General features: G+C 53.4%; 12 protein-coding genes and 1 pseudogene. 6 read left to right on the top strand and 7 right to left on the bottom strand.

What is annotated here, in order from left to right; genetic code table 11:
• Positions 1 to 79: 79 nt before the first annotated feature.
• From K9N21_17005 to K9N21_16980, 6 genes and pseudogenes are all read right to left on the bottom strand, one after another.
• Positions 80 to 964 (bottom strand): dihydropteroate synthase, encoded by an 885-nt coding sequence (locus tag K9N21_17005; GenBank protein ID MCF8145613.1) that lies wholly within the window; start codon positions 962 to 964, stop codon positions 80 to 82.
• A 113-nt stretch (positions 965 to 1,077) separates the two neighbouring features.
• A complete protein-coding gene (locus K9N21_17000; GenBank protein ID MCF8145612.1) occupies positions 1,078 to 2,424 on the bottom strand; it encodes an acetyl-CoA decarbonylase/synthase complex subunit gamma in 1,347 nt (448 codons plus the stop codon).
• A gap of 109 nt (positions 2,425 to 2,533) precedes the next feature.
• The gene (gene cdhC / locus K9N21_16995; protein ID MCF8145611.1) at positions 2,534 to 4,750 is read right to left on the bottom strand and encodes a CO dehydrogenase/CO-methylating acetyl-CoA synthase complex subunit beta; all 2,217 of its coding nucleotides are present in this window, start codon (positions 4,748 to 4,750) and stop codon (positions 2,534 to 2,536) included.
• A gap of 37 nt (positions 4,751 to 4,787) precedes the next feature.
• A pseudogene (cooS, locus tag K9N21_16990) lies at positions 4,788 to 6,833 on the bottom strand (anaerobic carbon-monoxide dehydrogenase catalytic subunit).
• 38 nt (positions 6,834 to 6,871) lie between these two features.
• Positions 6,872 to 8,455, bottom strand: a complete 1,584-nt coding sequence (locus K9N21_16985; protein MCF8145610.1) for an acetyl-CoA decarbonylase/synthase complex subunit delta — start codon at positions 8,453 to 8,455, stop codon at positions 6,872 to 6,874.
• A 381-nt stretch (positions 8,456 to 8,836) separates the two neighbouring features.
• A complete protein-coding gene (locus K9N21_16980) occupies positions 8,837 to 9,580 on the bottom strand; it encodes an AAA family ATPase (protein MCF8145609.1) in 744 nt (247 codons plus the stop codon).
• 168 nt (positions 9,581 to 9,748) lie between these two features.
• Between K9N21_16980 and dnaA the strand changes: the two genes are divergently transcribed.
• The 6 genes from dnaA to K9N21_16950 all read left to right on the top strand — a co-directional run bounded on the left by dnaA (position 9,749) and on the right by K9N21_16950 (position 18,624).
• Positions 9,749 to 11,002 carry a chromosomal replication initiator protein DnaA gene (gene dnaA, locus K9N21_16975; GenBank protein MCF8145608.1) on the top strand — a complete coding sequence of 418 codons (1,254 nt, stop codon included), beginning with the start codon at positions 9,749 to 9,751 and terminating at the stop codon, positions 11,000 to 11,002.
• A gap of 320 nt (positions 11,003 to 11,322) precedes the next feature.
• Positions 11,323 to 12,438, top strand: a complete 1,116-nt coding sequence (dnaN, locus tag K9N21_16970) for a DNA polymerase III subunit beta (protein MCF8145607.1) — start codon at positions 11,323 to 11,325, stop codon at positions 12,436 to 12,438.
• Between the two features lie 4 nt (positions 12,439 to 12,442).
• Positions 12,443 to 14,830 carry a DNA topoisomerase (ATP-hydrolyzing) subunit B gene (gene gyrB, locus K9N21_16965; protein MCF8145606.1) on the top strand — a complete coding sequence of 796 codons (2,388 nt, stop codon included), beginning with the start codon at positions 12,443 to 12,445 and terminating at the stop codon, positions 14,828 to 14,830.
• A 118-nt stretch (positions 14,831 to 14,948) separates the two neighbouring features.
• Positions 14,949 to 17,375, top strand: coding sequence for a DNA gyrase subunit A (gyrA, locus tag K9N21_16960; protein ID MCF8145605.1), 2,427 nt, complete (start codon positions 14,949 to 14,951; stop codon positions 17,373 to 17,375).
• On the top strand, positions 17,365 to 18,417 hold the full coding sequence (locus K9N21_16955) for an NAD(P)-dependent glycerol-3-phosphate dehydrogenase (protein ID MCF8145604.1): 1,053 nt from the start codon (positions 17,365 to 17,367) through the stop codon (positions 18,415 to 18,417). Before gyrA ends, K9N21_16955 begins: the two co-directional genes overlap by 11 nt.
• Positions 18,418 to 18,441: 24 nt before the next feature.
• A complete protein-coding gene (locus tag K9N21_16950) occupies positions 18,442 to 18,624 on the top strand; it encodes a hypothetical protein (protein MCF8145603.1) in 183 nt (60 codons plus the stop codon).
• A gap of 50 nt (positions 18,625 to 18,674) precedes the next feature.
• Here K9N21_16950 and K9N21_16945 read toward each other — a convergent pair whose 3' ends face one another.
• Positions 18,675 to 18,932, bottom strand: coding sequence for a hypothetical protein (locus K9N21_16945; GenBank protein ID MCF8145602.1), 258 nt, complete (start codon positions 18,930 to 18,932; stop codon positions 18,675 to 18,677).
• Positions 18,933 to 19,067: the final 135 nt, after the last annotated feature.

The following is a 19,067-nucleotide window of genomic DNA, read 5'->3' as shown; positions in this document are numbered from 1 at the left end:
TCAGTATAAAAAAGAGGCCTCCCCGCACCCCATCCCTGGTATGCTGGGAAGGCCTCTTTTAGGTTCAATAAGGTCTCTGTTACAGCTCAAGCCATGAGTCCGAATATAGCGACTCGCCTAAGATCACCTTGGCCGTCTTGACATAGCCCTGCAACTCCTTTGTAAGGGCACCCATATCGATGGCTTCGCCGTCCATGACCTTGTGAATAATCTCCACCACGTCGGGTCGCTTTCCCCGGGCAATGGCCACCAGCTGATCATCGTAGGCATCGGCGATACAGGAATACATCCCCTTCCTCTCCAGCATGACCATATAGGTCTGATTGAGGATCGGCCTGAGATGATCCGGCGGTCCGTTGGAGATATTGGAGAGTCCGCAGGTGGACTTGACGCCGGGGAACATATCCGGAAGCATCTCTTGAAAGGCGAGCAGGCTGAGTGCCTGCGGCTGCTGGATATTCACCGGGGTCACAATCCCGTCCACAAAGATGTCTTCATTGGGCACGCCGGCCTCATTGGCGGCGTATATCAGCTCGGCAGCCAGGGCGCCCCGCTCGTTTTCGTCCCTGGGGAGGCCTTCCGGTCCCCACATGAGGGCGATCATGTTGGCCTTGTACTTGACTGCTAAAGGGATCATCTTTTCATATCGTTCAGGCCGGCACATGATGGAGTTAATAATGGCCTTCCCCTGGTGCACCGAAAGTCCCGCTTCCATGGCCTCGACGTTGGAGGTATCGAGGCAGAGAGGGGGCGAATCCCCGATGGCTTCCTGCACCGTCTTGACCACGAACTCCATCAACTCGGGTCCGCCCTTTCTGGCGGGGCCCAGGTTGATGTCGATCCAGTCCATCCCCTTTTCCTTCTGGCGCTTGGCCTCTTCGGCAATGGGGCCCGGATTTTTTTCCTTAAAGGCCTTGCCGATCACCGTGCTGATGACATTTAAATTTTCACCAATCAATAACATGGGCACACTCCCCCTTCTTCTGGTTTGTTCCGAGATCAAGGTCTCATGTTGTCTATTGGGCCGGCCGGGCTTGCTGGCCCCGGCACGGCAAGTTCCAACTCCTGGTTTTCATTCTACTTTGCTGCCATGTCCTTGAGGTATTTGGGTATCAGAGAGGCGTCCCTGGGCCCGATTAGAATTTCCCAGTCAGGCAGTTCCTCTTCCATCTCGCCGCTGATGGAGGCGGCGTAGCCGGGGATGATGATCTTCCGGTGCTTCACCTTGTCGGCGATGCCGCACTTCTTCACAAACATGCCCACCACGTCTCCGGAGAATTTTCCTGCGGCCCATGCGGTCATGACCGATAGGCCTTCCGTATCCAGGATCAGCAGCCAGCTCGGCACCCGGCTCCCTTCTATTTCACCGCTGACGATAAAGTAGGTCAGAGAGAAGTTGGTGGTCACCAGGACCGGAGAATTCTCGTCCGGCGAACCGATCTCGTAGATCCCCTCTGTAACGGTCATGGGACGTTGCGGGTCTGTGTAGATATTCAACCGCTCCAGGAGGAGGGAAAAGAGACTTCCACCCTTGAAATCCGAGAGGATGGCGATCCCTCCGTATTTGGCGATCAGCATGGACGCAATGAGGGTCTCCATGTCCAGGTTGCTCGCCATTTCACAGGGGAAGGTGATGGTGGGAAACCCGAGGGACTTGTTGCCGGCCTTGAGTGCGGCCCTTCGGATGGACACCTGATCCTGCAGGAGCGGTTTGATCTCCCTGGCCCCTGAATCGAGCACCAGATCCTTCAGCCCCATCCCCGTCAGCTTATCGCTGAGGGCGATCAAATCATCCATATTGTCCGCCTTAACGGCCAGGGGGAGTCCCTTTTCTTTTGCCAGGTTCCCCATGTCTTCGGCATTGGCCGCGGTCGCTGCGTACAGAAGCGGCTTTTTGAATGCGCAGGCCTCCACCGCAGCCTTCATGGCGTCAACGTTCTCTGTCATGAGCACCAAATTGAATTCGCTCTCCGTGGCGATCTTCTTGGCAGCAGCCGCAAACGCCGCCGCATCGCCCGCATCCTTCAGGGCTACCAGCTCGGGCCTCAGATTGAGGCCCACCCTCTCAAACTGAAGGGCGTTCCACTCCTTCAGTTTGGTATCCAGGGCGGCCGGGTCCATATCCGAGGCGACCATGGCCCCGAGTCCGGTCGGATTGTAAAAGGTTTTTTCATGCCTGAACATGACGGTCTCGCCGCCCGTCTTGAACGCCCTTGTGCCGGCCCCGATGGCAACCGGCCGGATCGGCGGGGCAGAGGCCTCTGCCAACTGGGCCCGGGCCTCATCCGACACATACGGGCAGCTGTCCAGTTCCGCCTTGCCCGCGGCCAGATTCATGGCAAAGGCGAGGCATGTGGGTACGCCGCACTCCCCGCAGTTCGTTTTAGGCAACAGCTTAAATATCTGAATTCCAGTTAATCCCATAATGTACTCCTCATCTATGGGGACGCAGGAGGCCGCAGACACCCACAGATGACTTAATCTGCAGGGTCTGCGTCTACCCGCGTCCGGAAAATGAATTGGCGCTTATCCCTTACCCTACGATCGGGTCCATCTTCAAGGCCGGATGGTCCTTTTCCTTGAGAAAGGCCATGACCGATTCCTCGTCAATGCCCACGGTCTCATCCGCGATTCTGTCATATAAATCGGGGACCCCAAGCTCTTCTCCCCGCTTCATGAGCCGCTCCTTGATCTCCTCTTTGAGCGATTTGGGCATCCAGACCATGCGAAGGAGCCCGCCGTCCCCTGCGATGAACTTGCGCTGGGTGATATTGAATTTACCATGACCCACGAAGCCGGGCGAGGACTGTCCCCCCCCCATGACCCCGGCCAGGGTGGTAAATTTCATTCCGCACGGGGTCTCGCCGGTGTAGTCCCGGTGAACCGTCATGACCCCGTTGCACCCCGGAAGCACCGCGGCAATGCACTCACAGCAGCCGCAGGTGGTCATGGGGTCATGGACAATGCTGTAAAAGTTGTAGTGGTCGACCGTCTGCCGAGAGGCCTTGAACACGAAGTCGTTCACCCCTTTGAACTGCCCCAATACCGGGTCCAAGACCTCGCCCTTTTTCACGGGCTGGTTGGGACCTGTGGGATTGATCTCAAAGGAGGCCTTGCAGTCCATCCAGTTGTAGGCGCCGCACAGTCCGGTCCGCTCCGGGCTCACCATGCAGACATGGCTCGGGGCAAAGGACTGGCAGAGGGTGCAGGAATAAAAGGTCTCCACACTCTCGTCCGTCATGCTCTCCACCCGCTCATCCCTGGCCTTGTATTCGGCCCTGGCGGTCTTCGTGAGCTTATCCACGTCTTCCTTCTTCGTATACAGGGTCACCTGGACCTTATCCAGGATGCTCCCGAAGTCCTGATGAAACTTGGCGTGAAGGATGGTCCCGATATCCTTGAGGGTAAATCCCTTCTCGATGGCCGGCTCACCTACCCGGATCCAGGAGATATCCCGCTGCCCGATGTGCATAATGCCCTGGGCATAGTTGATGAGGTGGTGGATCTGCCGTTCCAGGATCGGCTCGAAGTCGGCCTGCATCTCCCGGCCGGCCACCTGAACGAAAATCCCCAGTGGGAGCCTGTCTCCCTTTTTCACGTCCTTGACGTCAGGACCGATGACCTCTGTCTTACCGTCTTCTATGGCGTTCATATCCGCCATCTTGCACAACTCGGTGCACTGGGTCTTGCCGCCGCCCATCTCCATATAGAGGTCGTCTTTTCGGACCCGCTCGCCTTCGAAGGCCGGGCCGTAGGCCAAGGGGATGTCGATCTGCGTGATGCTCACCTTGAGCCCGCGAATCTCGATGGATCTCTGGGGCATTTCATCGTGACCCACGTTGGCCACCACGTGTTCATAGGTGCAGACGCCTGTAGGCAGGATCTCCGGAATATCCGTATCCGCGATGGTGGGAAATCCCCAGTTCACGCATCCGGCCGCATTGGCCGCCCACTCGGCATTGACGTCGCCCAGAGCGTTGACGAACGCAAAGATGCGGTTTTTCTGATAGGCCAGCATCTTCTTATAGTCTCCCGGCTGGATGCCGCCGAAGGACATGCCCGCCCGGTTGGCAAAACCGAGGGCGAACACCGCAGCGGAGATATCCGGCCCAAAGGGGACCAGACGGGTGTTCCAGCCGATCTGGACCTTCTGCTCCAGGAGCTGCTCCGTGAAGGTGGTGTTGTTCTGATTGGCGGCCATAAAAACATAGATGGTCTTGAGCTGATACTCCTCGGCCATCTTCTTGGCGGTGGCCGAATCGGGGGCCGCGCCCACGATGGCGGCAAACCCCGGGGCCGTGCCGTCCACGAACTCCACGCCCCGTTTTCTCATGATGGCGTCATCGGCCGCACCCAGCCAGATCTTGCCGTTGTCCACATCCGGGTCTTCCACCTCGGGTTGATAAAAATCCGGGTCTTCCACATACCGGATGGCCTCTGAGATCTCCTCGGCAAAAATCGCCCCCATCCCTGCATCCAGGAGGGGTCCCAGGTAGGGAAGGTGGCAGTCCTTTTTCACATGGGGCGGCAACAGGCTCCGTGCAAATTCCAGGGGTTTTTTCGCCGAATCCAGATCCGTCACCTTGATCCCGGTCAGAGAATATATAATGGGTAAAAAATAGGCGGTATTGGGAAACTCCAGCTTCTGGCTTCCGCCGTAGGTTTCCAGGGCCCGCTTGTAGGTCCCTTCCGCCTTTGAGACAATATTGTAAGCGCCTTGAATGGCCGCAAACGCTACTAATTTTGACATGGTGTATGTCCTCCCTTCTTAAGAGGTGTTTTTCGGTTTACGCCGCCTCCAGCTTCTGCCGGTCAGCCATATCCATGAGGACCCTCTCACGCGCCTTGTCGATGCCGAGGGCCTTCCGCTTCTTGTCAATATGGGCGATCATCTTGTGGGCGTGCTTGATCGGATCCACCTCCAGATCCCACATGCCGCCATAGAGGCCCTCCAGTTTGTTATACAGGTAGTCTTCGAAGACCGGCGAGCCGCTCACGGGCATGGTCACGCCGAAAACGGTATACACGCCTGCGGTCACAAAATAATGGCCGATGCTGATGGCCTTTTCACTCATCCATTCGGGCGCGGATCCGGCGGCCGGAAGGTCGCTGATATCCTCGCCCAGGCCCCCGGCCTTGACCACTTCGGTCGCCGCCATGAGGATCCGGCTGTTATCCACGCATGAACCCATGTGCAGTACAGGCGGAATGCCGACCGTCTCACAGACCTCGGCCAGCCCGGGACCGCAGTAAACAGCCGCCGATTCGGGCGTCAGGAGTCCGGCCTTGGCGCAGGCAATGGCGTTACACCCGGTGGTAAGTACAATCACATCATGCTTGATCAATTCTTTTACAACGGCGATATGCCCCGCATCCAGCGAGGTTCGAGCGTTGTTTCACCCAACCACTCCGCCGATACCCCGTATGCGGCCGTTGATGATGTTGTCATTTAAGGGCGTATAGGATCCCCGGAAGGTCCCGCCCAGATGGTAGTTGATCGCCTCGTAGCTGAATCCGGCGACCAGGTCATGCCTGTCATTCGGAATCATGACCTCCTTTTCCCTGTTGGGGAAGTTTTCGATGCCTGCCCTGACGATCTTCTTGGCATCTTCAAAGGCGGTGTGTTCATCAAATTCTATATGAATGGTTTCGCCTGATGCGATCCTGGCACGCGGGTTGGTGGTAATCACCTTTGTGTGGAAACACTGGGCCACACTGGCGACATTCTCCATGATGCACTGTACATCCACCACCATGGCGTCTACCGCGCCGGTGATAATGGCCAGCTCCTGCTGCAGGAAATCACCGCAGAGTGGGATCCCGTGTCTCATCAAAAGCTCATTGGCCGTGCAGCAGATGCCGCTCAACTGGATCCCTTTGGCCCCTTTGCTCTTGGCCAGTTCCAACATCTCGGGGAGCTCGGAGGCCTGTACGATCATCTCGCTCAAGAGGGGCTCGTGGCCGTGGATGACGATGTTGACATGATCTTTTTTCATCACCCCCAGATTGGCCTGACTCTTCAGGGGATAGGGGCAGCCGAAGAGGACGTCCTGAAGGTCGGTGGCGATCATGGAGCCGCCCCAGCCGTCGGCGATGGCTGCCCGGCTGCACTGTTCCACCAGATTCTCATAATGCTGGTCCACGCCGATATGGGTCCGGTGCATGATCTCCACGATCTCCCGGTCGATGCCTCTCGGGGTGACGCCCAGCTTTTTCCAGAGTTCATACCGTTTTTCCGGGGCCCGCTTGATGGTGCAGACCTCGCCGGTCTGCTGTCCCCACTGGCCCAGGGCGACTTCACCCACTTCCACGGCGATCTCGTCAATATCCCGGTCCAGGATTTCGCCGTTCTCCCCCTCTACGGTGATCTCTACGCCGAAATCAGGGGCGATCTCAAGGAGCTTCTTGGTATCTTTAATGTGATAATCGTCGGTTTCCTTTCGAGCGGCCGCCAGAAAGGTCTCTGCAACCCCCCTGCCATGGTCTGAATGGGCCGCGGCGCCGCCGGCAACCATCCGGGCGAAATTCCTGGCAGCGATAGTCTCGGGCGTGGCCCCGCACAGACCCTTGCGGGTATCCTTCCCCTCTATGCCCCCCTTGGGCAGGGGAAGCCTGCAAGGCCCCTGGGCGCAGTTCTTACAGCACGTTCCCTGGGCCCCGATATTACAGGGCTTCATGCTCTGAGCCCGATCGAAGATGGTCTCGATCTCCATCTCCCTCGACCTCACGATCATCTCCTGGCTCGCCACATCCAGGGCCAGATCTTCCGGCCTGGGCGGCTCAGCCTTTTTCTTTGCTGAAACAACCTTACTCTTGACTTCTTCTGTCGCCATTATGAGGTTCCTCCTCTTTCCAATTGCGATTTCGGGTTCTAAATCCGTTTATGAATACGATTGATGGCTGCAATCAGTTTCTCAACCATGTCCATCTGCTGGCCTGCCGGAGTTTTGGCAACGGCCTCTCCTTCGCGAGCCTTTTGCCCGGCCTCGTGTTTTTCTCTTTCCTGGGCCCGCTTGTATCTCAGGGCCTTCAGGTCCTCTGTTTCCTTGGCCTTGGCGTCTGCCTTGGCCTTCTCTTCCGCTTCCGCCTTGGTCTTGGCCTCTGCATCGGCCTTGGCCTTGGCCTCTGCCTCTGCCTTGTCTTTCGCTTCCGCCTCGGCTTTGGCCTTGGCTTCGGCGTCTGCCTTGGCCTTTTCTTCGGCCTCTGCCTTGGCCTTGGCTTCAGCTTCAGCCGTGGCCTTTGCGTCGGGTTCCGCCTTTGGCGCTACCGCTTTATCGGGCTTTGGCTCGGCCTTTTTGGCCTCTGGTTCGGCTACAGCCTTCTCTTCTTTCTTGGGAGGCGCAGGGGCAGCCTTTGCCTCGGTTTTCGGTTTGGCCGGGGCCTTCTCAGGTTTGGGAGCAGTCTCTGCAGGACCGAAATCCAGGTTGGGCTCAGGAGACAATGAGATCAGATCCGCCTCCTCCAGCGGCAATAGTTTTGAGATCTCCTGAACGTCGGCGGCACTTCCCCCATTGCTCAAAAGCTCGATAAACGAACGGACCATACGAACCGATTCGGGATGCCTCAATATCACCACCGAAGACCCGGCAAGCAGATAGCATACCGCCCCCACACATTCCATGAGGATGGCCCTTTTTTCCGGGTCGCCCAATGTGGGCATCTCTCCAAGGGGAAGGCCCGCTTCTTTGCACTTCCAGATCTCGTTGCCCAGGTTGGTGATCATGGGAATCTGAAGTTTATCGTCTTCCTGGGTCAGTGCGGCCATCATGATGCGCTCCATGACCGAGTAGGAATATTCCAGACCGTACCCAAGACCGCCGGTTGTGGGGTCGATGACAATCTTGTTTGACTGAACCCCTAAATTACCCAGAAGGATGTTGAGCTGTTTTGCGAGGTTCACGTCGATGGGCGAGGACGCAATGACCGTATGACCGTACCCCAGGGCGCTTGCACCCACCCCTTTGTGGTTGGCTTCTTCCACCGGACCCAGGCCCAGATTCTTGCCTTCGCATACCTGGGAAATCTTTTTGAGGACCTCTTCATCCTTCTGGTTGTTTGCCGTACCCCACAGGATAACCGGCACATCCACCGCGTCTGCAACCTTCTTGGTGACCTCGGCCGCCTCGTCCGGACTCCTGTCCATTCCATTGGGGTCGGTGCTCTTAAGTTGAAGCACGATAATGTCGGCCCCGTACTCGTCAACACATTTTTTGGCCCAGGTCTCAGGTGAAGAAATAACATCCTTAAACGGGGCAACGGCCGCTGCAGGCCATTCATTGGAAGGGTCGTAATCCCAGATCTCCATCGCGATTTTCGGGGGATTCGGCATATCTCCCTCGAAGACATGAAATGGATACGAAGTCTGACCCCCCAACGTCACAGCGCCACTGCCGGTTCCGACCGTGGTATTCCCTATCTTTCCGGAATAGGGCTGTTTGGGAATTTCAAAGGCCAATGTCTTTACCTCCTTCTTCCATGCTGTTGTTAATAATCTGCGGCCGTCTGAAACACTGCCGCCAACCATAAATACTGAGTAAACCCTTATACGAAAAAAATGTCTTAAACATTTCTTTGTGAAAAAAATAACATAGAAAATGCAAAAAAATACCTCACCTGCGGAGGCTATTGCAAAGCAAATTAGATGAATCTCAATTCATTGTCAAGAATTTTTTGCAGTAATTTAAGCGGCTTTTCTCTCTTTGACCCTTTCTATATATTGTGGGTAAAAAAGAAAAAAATACAACATATAGCGATTATCAGTTCAAATGTTGCTATATCCTTCGCCGCACAACCGGTTTCATGCAACGCCTATCACCGGTAACCCCGTCTTTCTCCGCTATAGGATGGCATCGAAGATGCGGTAGGCCGCTGCGACAGCCGGATTTTCTATTCCCAGCTCACTGGTAGGTCTGCCTTTCAGATCAAATTCCTGCAGTTCCCCGTCTTCGGGCACCGTTCCGACAAAATCCAGATTATATTCGGCCAGGGCCTGCTCCAGGGCCTGGGCCTGATCCTCTCTGAAGCGGTTCACCAACACCATCTTACGGCCGATATTCAACGAGAGTTTATCTGCCAGCTCCACGATCCTCGAAGCCGCCTGAAGCCCTCTTCGCGTGGGATCCGAAACCACGAGAAGTGCTTCGATATTATTGGTGGTCAACCGGCTCATATGTTCCATGCCGGCCTCATTGTCCATGACCACGGAGGTGTAGTTCGCAATCAGTTTCTCCAGGGACTGGGTCAAGAGGGTATTGGCAGCGCAGTAGCATCCGGCCCCTTCAGGCCTTCCCATAACGATCAGATCAAAGCCGTCCGCCTCCACGACCGCCTGCTGGAGCTTCATCTCCATGAAAATATCTTTTGTCATGCCGCTGGAGGCCCCCGTCTTCATCTGCTCCCTGGCGTCTCCCAGGGTTTCTTCAACCTCCAGCCCCAAAACCTCATTCAGATTGGCGTTGGCATCCGCGTCCACAGCCAAGACCGGAATCCTCCCCTTTTCCACCAGATATTTGACCAGCATCCCGGCGATGGTTGTTTTGCCCGTTCCCCCCTTCCCTGCAAGGGCGATCGAATAGGTCATTGCTGTCTCCCTCTTCTTATCAAACAGATTTTGATTGATATCTTTATGACGATTTGTTATAAAAAAACGATTTTACACAGCCGGTTGCGCAAGATTTAAGTATCTGTGATGACACTAAAAAATTATACATGGGACCAATTCAAAGCAGATTTTATATCCGGAATCTCCATGTCCGAGTTCCAGAGATGGTTATCAAGGGCATCCCTGAAGGAAATCAACGCCCGCCAGGTTGTTGTAGAGGTTCCGAACAAATTCATTGCCCACTGGCTGCAAGAGAACTACACGGATCAGATTCAAACCATTTTCAAACATAATTTCAACACCCTTCCGGAGATTCGCTTCACTTATGCCGACCCTCCGGATCCTATACAACCACAAATCAAAGGGGTCGTCAAGGGACGCAACAGTCCCCTCTTTCACGGGATCGACCCCCATAGCACCTTTGGTGACTTTGTTATGGCCAATTGCAACCGTCTTGCCTGCTCTTCAGCCCTGAGCGTTGCACAAAGGCCCGGCAGCGACTACAATCCGCTCTATATATACAGTGAACTCAGCTTGGGAAAAACACATATCTTGAATGCCATCGGCAACCTGGTCCTCCAAAACAACCCCCGGGCAAATATCACCTATCTAACCGCCGATCGGTTCCTCAATGAGGTCTCAGGCACCTTGGACGCCCAGCATCCCGATCGCTTCCGGGAAACAGAGAAGACCCCTGATTTTCTTCTCCTGGATGACATTCACCTGATCGCCGGTCAGCGCAAACTCCAAGCAGAACTATTGGCACTCTGCAGCTCGTGCCTCGAATCCGCCGGTCAGTTGGTGGTAACAGCCGCTTATGCGCCCGGCAAGATCCGGAATCTCCTCCCCCAACTGCGCTCACGTCTCGAATGGGGTCTTATAGCAGAGATCCGTCCCCCAGGTCAAAGGACTAAGGTCAAAATTATAAAAAAAATAGCCGGAAACGAAAAACTCACCCTTCCGGACGACGTGGCCTTTTTCCTGGCAAACACCACCGATGACATGAAAACCCTGATCCAGCATATCGGAAGGATCAAAGACCACTTTTTTTCTCATAAAAGACCCATAGACCTCTCCGTGGCCGAATTGATAATTAAAGCGGCGTCTCCTTCAAGCTGTATTGACATTAATCATATACAAGGCGTCACGGCGAAATATTTCAATATTTCTTTAGCCGACCTGTTATCTGATAAGAGAGGACGGCCCTATTCATACCCGAGGCAGGCGGCCATCTATCTCAGTAAGAAACTGACCCCCCTTTCCCTAAAGGAAATAGGACGTGCATTCGGTAACAGGCATCATTCTACTGTCATATATGCGGATAGGTGTATACGGAAGGCTAAAGCTAACAATGCAAAAATATCACAAGATATCGATGACATACAAAATCTTCTGTTTTAATTGAGGCATTATGGGAGAGGGAGCCTCGGCCCTGCAACCGCCTCTGGTGGCATGATGATGATTTGGCCTTTACAATGCCGGAATTCACGTTTCAAAAACCTGTTCAAACTATTTCGAAGGCCTGTTGAAAGCTTGGATTTTTACAAAAATTATAGGGGGGGCATTCGAAACTGATGAAACGCGTATCAGAGATGGATGATAAGTTTTAGCCATTATTTCAAATAGATCGTCCATGTATTAACAAATAGACAATTCTTATTAGGATTGTTGTCTTTTCTATATCTATACATACACTAATACCCAGCTGCCGGAGGCAAAAAATGGAAATCCAAATCGCCAGGTCTGAACTCCTCAAATCTGTTTCAAGGGTTCAAAGCATTATTGAAAGAAAAAGCAGTATGCCTGTTCTCTCAACCATACTTTTTGACGCCTCGGGTCCGACCGTTCGTCTTTCAGCCACAGATCTTGAACTCGGCTTTCAGGAGACGCTTTCGGCAGACGTCAAACAGGAGGGCAGCATCACCATTTCGGGAAGAAAGCTCTTTGAAATTCTCAAGGAAAGCAATTCCGAAACATTCACTATTAAGAGCAAAGAGAACAACAGGGTCCATCTATCAGACGGCGTGGCCCGATTTGATCTCGCATGTATCGCGCCCGACGAGTTTCCGGCGTTTATCGAACCTGAGGGCGTTGCCATGGTTCAGATGGACGCAAACATTCTGGCGGATATGATCAATAAGACCATTTATGCCATAACCATTGAAGAGGCCGGTTTCAAACTGTCCGGAGTTTTTACCGAGAGGGTTTCCCATAATGAAACCCATTATCTGAGAATGGTAGCCACAGATGGGCACAGACTCTCGATGATCGATAAGCCTGTTCCAGGTATTGAAACTTTGGATCTGGCCCAGGGGGTGATGATCCCCAGAAAGGGGATGTCTGAACTGAACCGGCTGGCGTCCGAGGAGGGCGTTGTGGAAATCGGATTTAAACAGAAGGATTGCGTGGCAAAGAAACAGAATGCGTTGCTGGTCATGCGACTCCTGGAAGCCAAGTTTCCGGATTATCAGGCGGTCATCCCGACGGAGGCCGCTTTTTCCATATCCTTGAAGCGGTCTTCACTGTTGGAAGCCATGCGGAAGATGCTGATCTTAAGCAATGAACGGTATCGCGCGGTGAAGATAACCTTGGAGAACGACGTATTGGACCTGGTCTCAGCCAACCCTGATCTGGGTGAGGCCCAGGAAAAAATAGATATAACCTACTCGGGTGAAAGAATTGAGGCAGGATTCAACCCCAGATACTTCATAGACGTTGTCCAGGCAATGCAGAGCGATATCATCCATATGGAGTTCATGGATAATTCGAAGCCGTGTGTGATCAAGGGGGACGAAGACGACGGGTTCATAGGGTTGATCATGCCGATGAGGGTCTAAGATAATGGAACAAAATACTACTTACCAGGCAGAAGACATCAAGGTCCTGGAAGGGCTTTCGGCCGTCAGGAAACGACCGGCCATGTACATCGGAAACACCTCTGTTGAAGGTCTGCACCATCTGGTCTATGAAGTGGTGGACAACAGCATTGACGAAGCCATGGCCGGCTATTGCGACGAGATTAAGATCAAGCTCCTGAATGACAGGAGCGTGGTGGTTCTGGACAATGGGCGCGGAATTCCGGTGGACATGCATAAAAGCGCCAATATGCCGGCACTTGAGGTTGTCATGACAAAGCTGCATGCCGGCGGAAAGTTCGATAATAAATCATACAAGGTGTCGGGCGGACTCCATGGCGTCGGGGTGTCGGTGGTGAATGCCCTTTCCGAGTATCTGGAGGTGGAAGTTTACCGGAACCAAAAAATCTATTTTCAGAGATACGAGAGGGGAGTGACAACCAGTGAGCTCAAGATAACCGGGGAGACCGAGCGGACAGGCACCAGGATCAAATTCCTTCCGGACCCGACCATTTTTGAATCGTTGGATTTTGATTTTGACACCCTTGCAAGGCGGATGCGGGAGCTTTCTTTTTTGACAAAGGGTCTGCGCATAAAAATCGTGGACGAACGGACCGGAAAGAAGAAGGATTTTCTTTATCAGGGAGGGATTCTCTCCTTTGTGGAGTACCTTAACGCCAATAAGGAGGTGCTTCATTCAAAGCCAATTTTCATCAGCGGGGAGAGAAACGCGGTAGTGATAGAGGCAGCGTTTCAATACAACAACTCCTACAAAGAGAACCTGTTTACCTTTGCAAACAATATCAACACAAGAGAAGGGGGAAGCCATTTAATCGGCTTTAAATCGGCACTGACGCGAAGCATTAACCTCTATCTCCAGAATTCGCCCCTTTCCAAGAACTTCAAGGAAAAGCTGACCGGGGACGATGTGAGGGAGGGACTTACCGGCATTATCAGCGTCAAACTGCCGAATCCTCAATTTGAAGGCCAGACCAAAACCAAACTGGGCAACAGCGATGTCAAGGGCCTGGTGGAAAACCTGGTAAACGAAGGGTTAAGCACCTTTTTTGAAGAAAATCCAGCAGTGATAAAATCTATTTTAGGAAAGGTGATCGATGCAGCCCGGGCCAGGGAGGCTGCACGAAAGGCAAGGGAGTTAGCAAGGAGGAAGGGAATTCTTTCGGATCACTCGTTGCCCGGCAAGTTGGCCGATTGTCAGGAAAGGGATCCGGCAAGGAGTGAGATTTTCATTGTGGAGGGGGATTCCGCAGGAGGTTCTGCAAAACAGGGAAGGGACCGAAAGAACCAGGCCATCTTACCCTTGAAGGGGAAGATTCTAAATGTGGAGAAGGCGAGATTTGATAAAATGATTTCCAGTGACGAGATTCGAATATTGATCGCCGCACTGGGCACGGGAATCGGCGAAAAGGATTATAATATTGATTCGATCCGCTATCACAAAATCATCATTATGACCGATGCCGATGTGGACGGCGCTCATATCCGAACCCTTCTCTTAACCTTCTTTTTCAGACAGATGCCGGATCTTATTGAAAAGGGATATCTCTATGTGGCCCAGCCGCCCCTGTATCGTCTGATGGACAAAAAGAAGGAATTGTTTATAAAGGATGAAGCGGAATTCAATGATTTCCTCTTGAAACGGGTGTCGGAAAATGAGGTGGTCGTTTTCGATAATGGAAAAGAATTATCCGGCGGCCGGCTTATCAGTATGCTCAATCGGCTGGTGAGGTTTTTTGAAAAGCTGGAGAAGCTGTCCAGGAGAGGGGTCAGTCCCAGATTTATCCAGCTCCTGATCTTGAATGGGATAAGCAATAAGGAGCAGTTCAAAGATAAGGCATTCATGGAGGATCTCTTTGCCCAATTGGAGAAAAACGGTTTCGGGGTGAGTGACATTCGTCTGGGAGAAGAAGAGGGTTTCTATCTTTTCTCGGTGACCGAGTCGAAAACCGGGGGCCAGAAATTCGACGTCGACTGGGAGTTTCTCTCTTCGCCGGAACTTCGCCAGCTCATGAAGTTGCGCGATGATTTTTGTGAATTGAAGAAGGGAAGTTACAGGGCAGGACCGGACGGAGAGAAAGAAAGAATTGAAGACCCTGAACAACTTCTCAAGGAATTAATGGAAAGGGCCAAAAGGGGTCTTGCCATCCAGAGATATAAGGGTTTGGGCGAAATGAATCCCGACCAGTTGTGGACCACCACCATGAATCCGGATATGAGAAGCCTGGTCAGGGTGAAGGTGGAAGATGCAGTGGAGGCCGATAATATATTCACCATACTGATGGGCGACAAGGTCGAGCCGAGAAGGGAATTTATTCAGAACAACGCATTAGAGGTGAAGGATTTGGATATTTAAGATTGATTTAAACTTCGGATTTCCGATTGAACGGTCTTAGATGCCGGAACAGGAAATCCATGCTACATACCGAAACCCAAATGTTCGAATAACAAATGTATTGGAGAGCTGAAACCTAATGATGCCAGAAGCGGTATATGAGTCGGTTGATATCGAAGATGAGATGAAAAAGTCTTATCTCGAGTATTCCATGAGCGTGATCGTAGGGAGGGCCCTTCCCGATATCAGAGATGGCTTGAAGCCGGTTCACCGGCGCGTCCTTTACGCCATGTATGATTTGAAAAACTTTTTCAACAGGCCCTACAAGAAATCCGCGAGGGTGGTGGGCGATGTTATCGGTAAGTACCATCCGCACGGGGATACGGCGGTCTATGATACGATTGTGAGGTTGGCCCAGGGGTTCTCCATGCGGTATCCGCTGGTGGACGGTCAGGGGAATTTCGGTTCCATAGACGGTGATCCTCCGGCGGCCATGCGATATACGGAAGTCAGAATGGCCCGGGCGACCCAGGAGTTTCTTTCGGATATTGAAAAGGAGACCGTTGATTTCATACCGACCTACGACGGATCCCTTGTGGAACCTGTGGTTCTCCCGAGCCGGATACCCAATCTGCTGGTGAACGGATCTTCAGGAATTGCCGTGGGCATGGCCACCAATATTCCGCCCCATAATCTGTCTGAAATCTGTCAGGCCGTTGAACGGGTTATAGACACTCCCGATATCAGTTTGAGGGAACTGATGGAACTGGTTCCGGGTCCTGATTTTCCGACAGCGGGGTTTATCTGCGGAAAAAAGGGGATCCGAGACGCATATGAATCAGGACGCGGGATCATTAAGATGAGGGCAAGGGCCTTTGTGGAGAAGGTCGGCCATAACCGTGAGCGAATTATCATTTCTGAAATCCCTTATCAGGTGAATAAAGGGAAACTCCTGGAAAAGCTGGCTGAGCAGGTGCGGGAGAAAAAGATAGAAGGAATATCGGAAATCAGGGATGAATCCGACCGGGAGGGGATGCGGATCGCCATTGAGGTGAAGCGGGACGGTGTGGCACTGGTGATCCTGAACAGGTTGTATAAGTTCACTCAACTGGAAACATCCTTCGGGATCATATTTCTATCTATTGTCAACGGGAGACCCCAGATCCTTTCCCTCAAAGAGATTATCCGGCATTTTATCGAGTATCGCCGGGAGGTGGTGGTTCGAAGAACGATTTACGAACTCAAGAAGGCAGAGGCCCGGGCCCATATTCTGGAAGGCCTGAAAAAGGCCTTGGAATTCCTTGATGATGTCATTGAATTGATTCGGTCCTCTTCCGACGCCAAAGAGGCGAAGACCCGCCTTATGTCGGATTTCGGATTCTCCGAAATTCAGGCCCAGGCCATTTTAGACATGAGACTCCAACGATTGACCGGGCTGGAAAGAGATAAAATCAATGCGGAATATTACGAACTGATCAAGGATATCGCACGATACAAGGAAATCCTTGGGAACCCGGCCATGGTCCTCAATATTATAAAGGATGAGGTGAAGGAAGTTAAAGAACTCTATGGCGACGAGCGCAGGACCGAAATCCTCGATGACGTAGAGGACATCGACATGGAGGACCTCATTGCCGAAGAGGACATGGTGGTTACCATCAGTCATAATGGCTATATCAAGAGAAATCCCATCAGCCTGTACAGGGCCCAGCGCCGGGGCGGCAAGGGAATGACCGGGGTCAAGCCGATGGGCGAGGATTTTGTGGAACACCTCTTTGTTGCGTCCTCCCATGATTTTTTCCTCTTCTTCACCAACAAGGGCAGGGTCTACTGGAAAAAGGTGCATGAGATTCCGGAGGGCGGCCGGATGTCCAAAGGAAAGGCCATCGTCAACCTTCTGGATCTGAAGAAGGGGGAGCGTGTGGCGACCATTCTCCCGGTAAGAGACTATGAAGAAGGAAAATATGTGGTGATGGCCACCAAAGAGGGGCTGGTCAAAAAGACGGAGTTGACCGCTTACAGTCATCCCAGGTCGGTGGGAACGATCGGGGTTAAAATCAGGGAGGGCGATGAACTCATTGCAGTCAGGGTTTCCAGTGGGGAGCAGGATATTTTCCTCACCACAAGGGAAGGAAAATCGATCCGTTTTCCTGAGTCCGAACTGAGGAGCATGGGGAGGGTGGCTTCGGGTATCATTGGGATCCGGATGGCGCCGGGCAATGGGGTCGTGGGGATGGAGGCCATCGGAGAGGGGGCCACAATCCTGACGGTCACCGAAAACGGGTTTGGCAAACGCACCAGGACGGACGAGTATCCCCGGCAGGGCAAGGGAGGGAAGGGCGTCCTCACCATCAAGACCAGCGAAAGAAACGGGCCGGTGGTCTATTCCTACCAGGTGAACGATCAGGATCAATTGATGATTATCACGGGACACGGAAAGATCATACGCCTGAGGGCCGGCGATATTTCGGTGATCGGGAGAAATACGCAAGGCGTCAAATTGATCGATCTGGGTGAAGGGGAAAAGGTGGTGGGGGTCGCCAAGCTCATGGAAGATGAAGACTGACCCGAGAGAGGAAGGGGTATTGGAGGGAACCGACATAAAGAGAATCGCCGTGATCGGAGCGGGAAGCTGGGGCACGGCCTTGGCGAATCTTCTGGCTGAAAAGGGACTTGAGGTAGACCTTTGGGTGAGGGAGGAAGAGGTGTTCCGGCAAATCCGCGATGAACGGCGCAACGAGGTGTTTCTGCCGGGGTTCAGGGTCAGCCATGGATTGCGGCCGGTCAATTCTTTTGAAGAGGCACTGCAGGATAAGCAATTGGCCCTCCTGGCGATCCCTTCCCATGTTTTCAGGACGGTATTGGTTTCCCTAAAACCCTTTCTGCGGCCGGATATACCGGTCATGATTGCCACTAAGGGCATTGAAAACGATACGCTTTTGGTCATGTCTCAGGTGGCCGGTGAGGTCCTGGACGAGAAATATCAGGAGACTTTCGCCTGTCTGTCCGGGCCCAGTTTCGCCAGGGAGGTGGCCCGCCAATATCCGACGGCCGTCACTGTTGCGTGTCGGCATCCGGGCCATGCAAAAAAGCTGCAGGAACTGTTTTCAACGGATTTCTTCAGGGTCTATGCCGGTGATGATTTGATCGGAACCCAACTGGGCGGTGCCCTCAAGAATGTGATTGCCATTGCGGCAGGGGCATCGGATGGACTTAAATTCGGCGAGAACGCCCGGGCCGCCCTCATCACCCGGGGCCTGGCCGAGATCACCCGCCTGGGTGTGGCCATGGGCTCCAATCCCCATACTTTCGCCGGTCTGGCCGGTCTGGGCGACCTGGTGCTGACCTGCACCGGCGATCAGAGCAGGAACCGGAGCGTTGGTCTCAAGGTGGCCGTGGGCACGGCACTTAATGAGATCACGCAAAGTATGCGGATGGTGGCCGAGGGGGTCAAGACCGCACGTTCGGCCTATGAACTGTCCGTAAAAATGGGGGTGGCCATGCCGATCACCAGGGAGGTTTATCGGATCCTGTACGAGGGGAGGGATCCGAGGGATGCAGTGCGGGAACTGATGTTAAGGGACCTGAAGGCGGAAAGGGAGTTTTAGAGGGGGACGCATAAGGAGCGAGAGATGGCAACTGTCCAGCCCAAGGGAGAAAATGTACGCCAGGCAGTGAAGTGGATTGCCGAAGCCCGTTTGGAAGATGAAACCCATCCGATGGGTGAGCTTATCGAGAAAGCCGCCCGCCAATTCAACCTGTCGCCGAAGGACGAGGAGTTTTTGCGGTCGTTTTATGAGGAAAGGGCGCGTTGAGATCCTTGCAGCAGGAATATCACGCAGATAAGGCGGCTGGGAAAATCATCTCAAAAATTTAGGAGTTCATCTCTGTCGAGACGGCCGTGGATGGCCTTTGTTCCTCTAACATAGAGCCATACGGCCAGGCCCAAGACGAGTGTTCCTGCCACGATGGGGACCCAGGAACCGGGTCGATGGACGTGTGTGAACCCTTCCCAGATGGAGACGAGACAGACGAGGCCGATGCCGGTTGTCGCCAGACCGCCGACGATGATACAGGCCCACACGGCAAGCGTCTTGAATGGGTGGGAGGAGTCGCTGCTCATTTTTTCATATCCTCGATGCGCCCGGCGAGGAACTCGATCTGGTATTTGAGATTGCGATCGGTCTTCATCCGGTGGGCCACCTGCTCCACGGAATAGAGGACCGTGGAATGGCTCCGGTTGATGGTCTTGCCGATC

Source organism: Deltaproteobacteria bacterium (genome assembly GCA_021737785.1).
GTDB lineage: Bacteria > Desulfobacterota > DSM-4660 > Desulfatiglandales > Desulfatiglandaceae > AUK324.
This window is presented reverse-complemented; position numbering and strand designations above follow the sequence as displayed.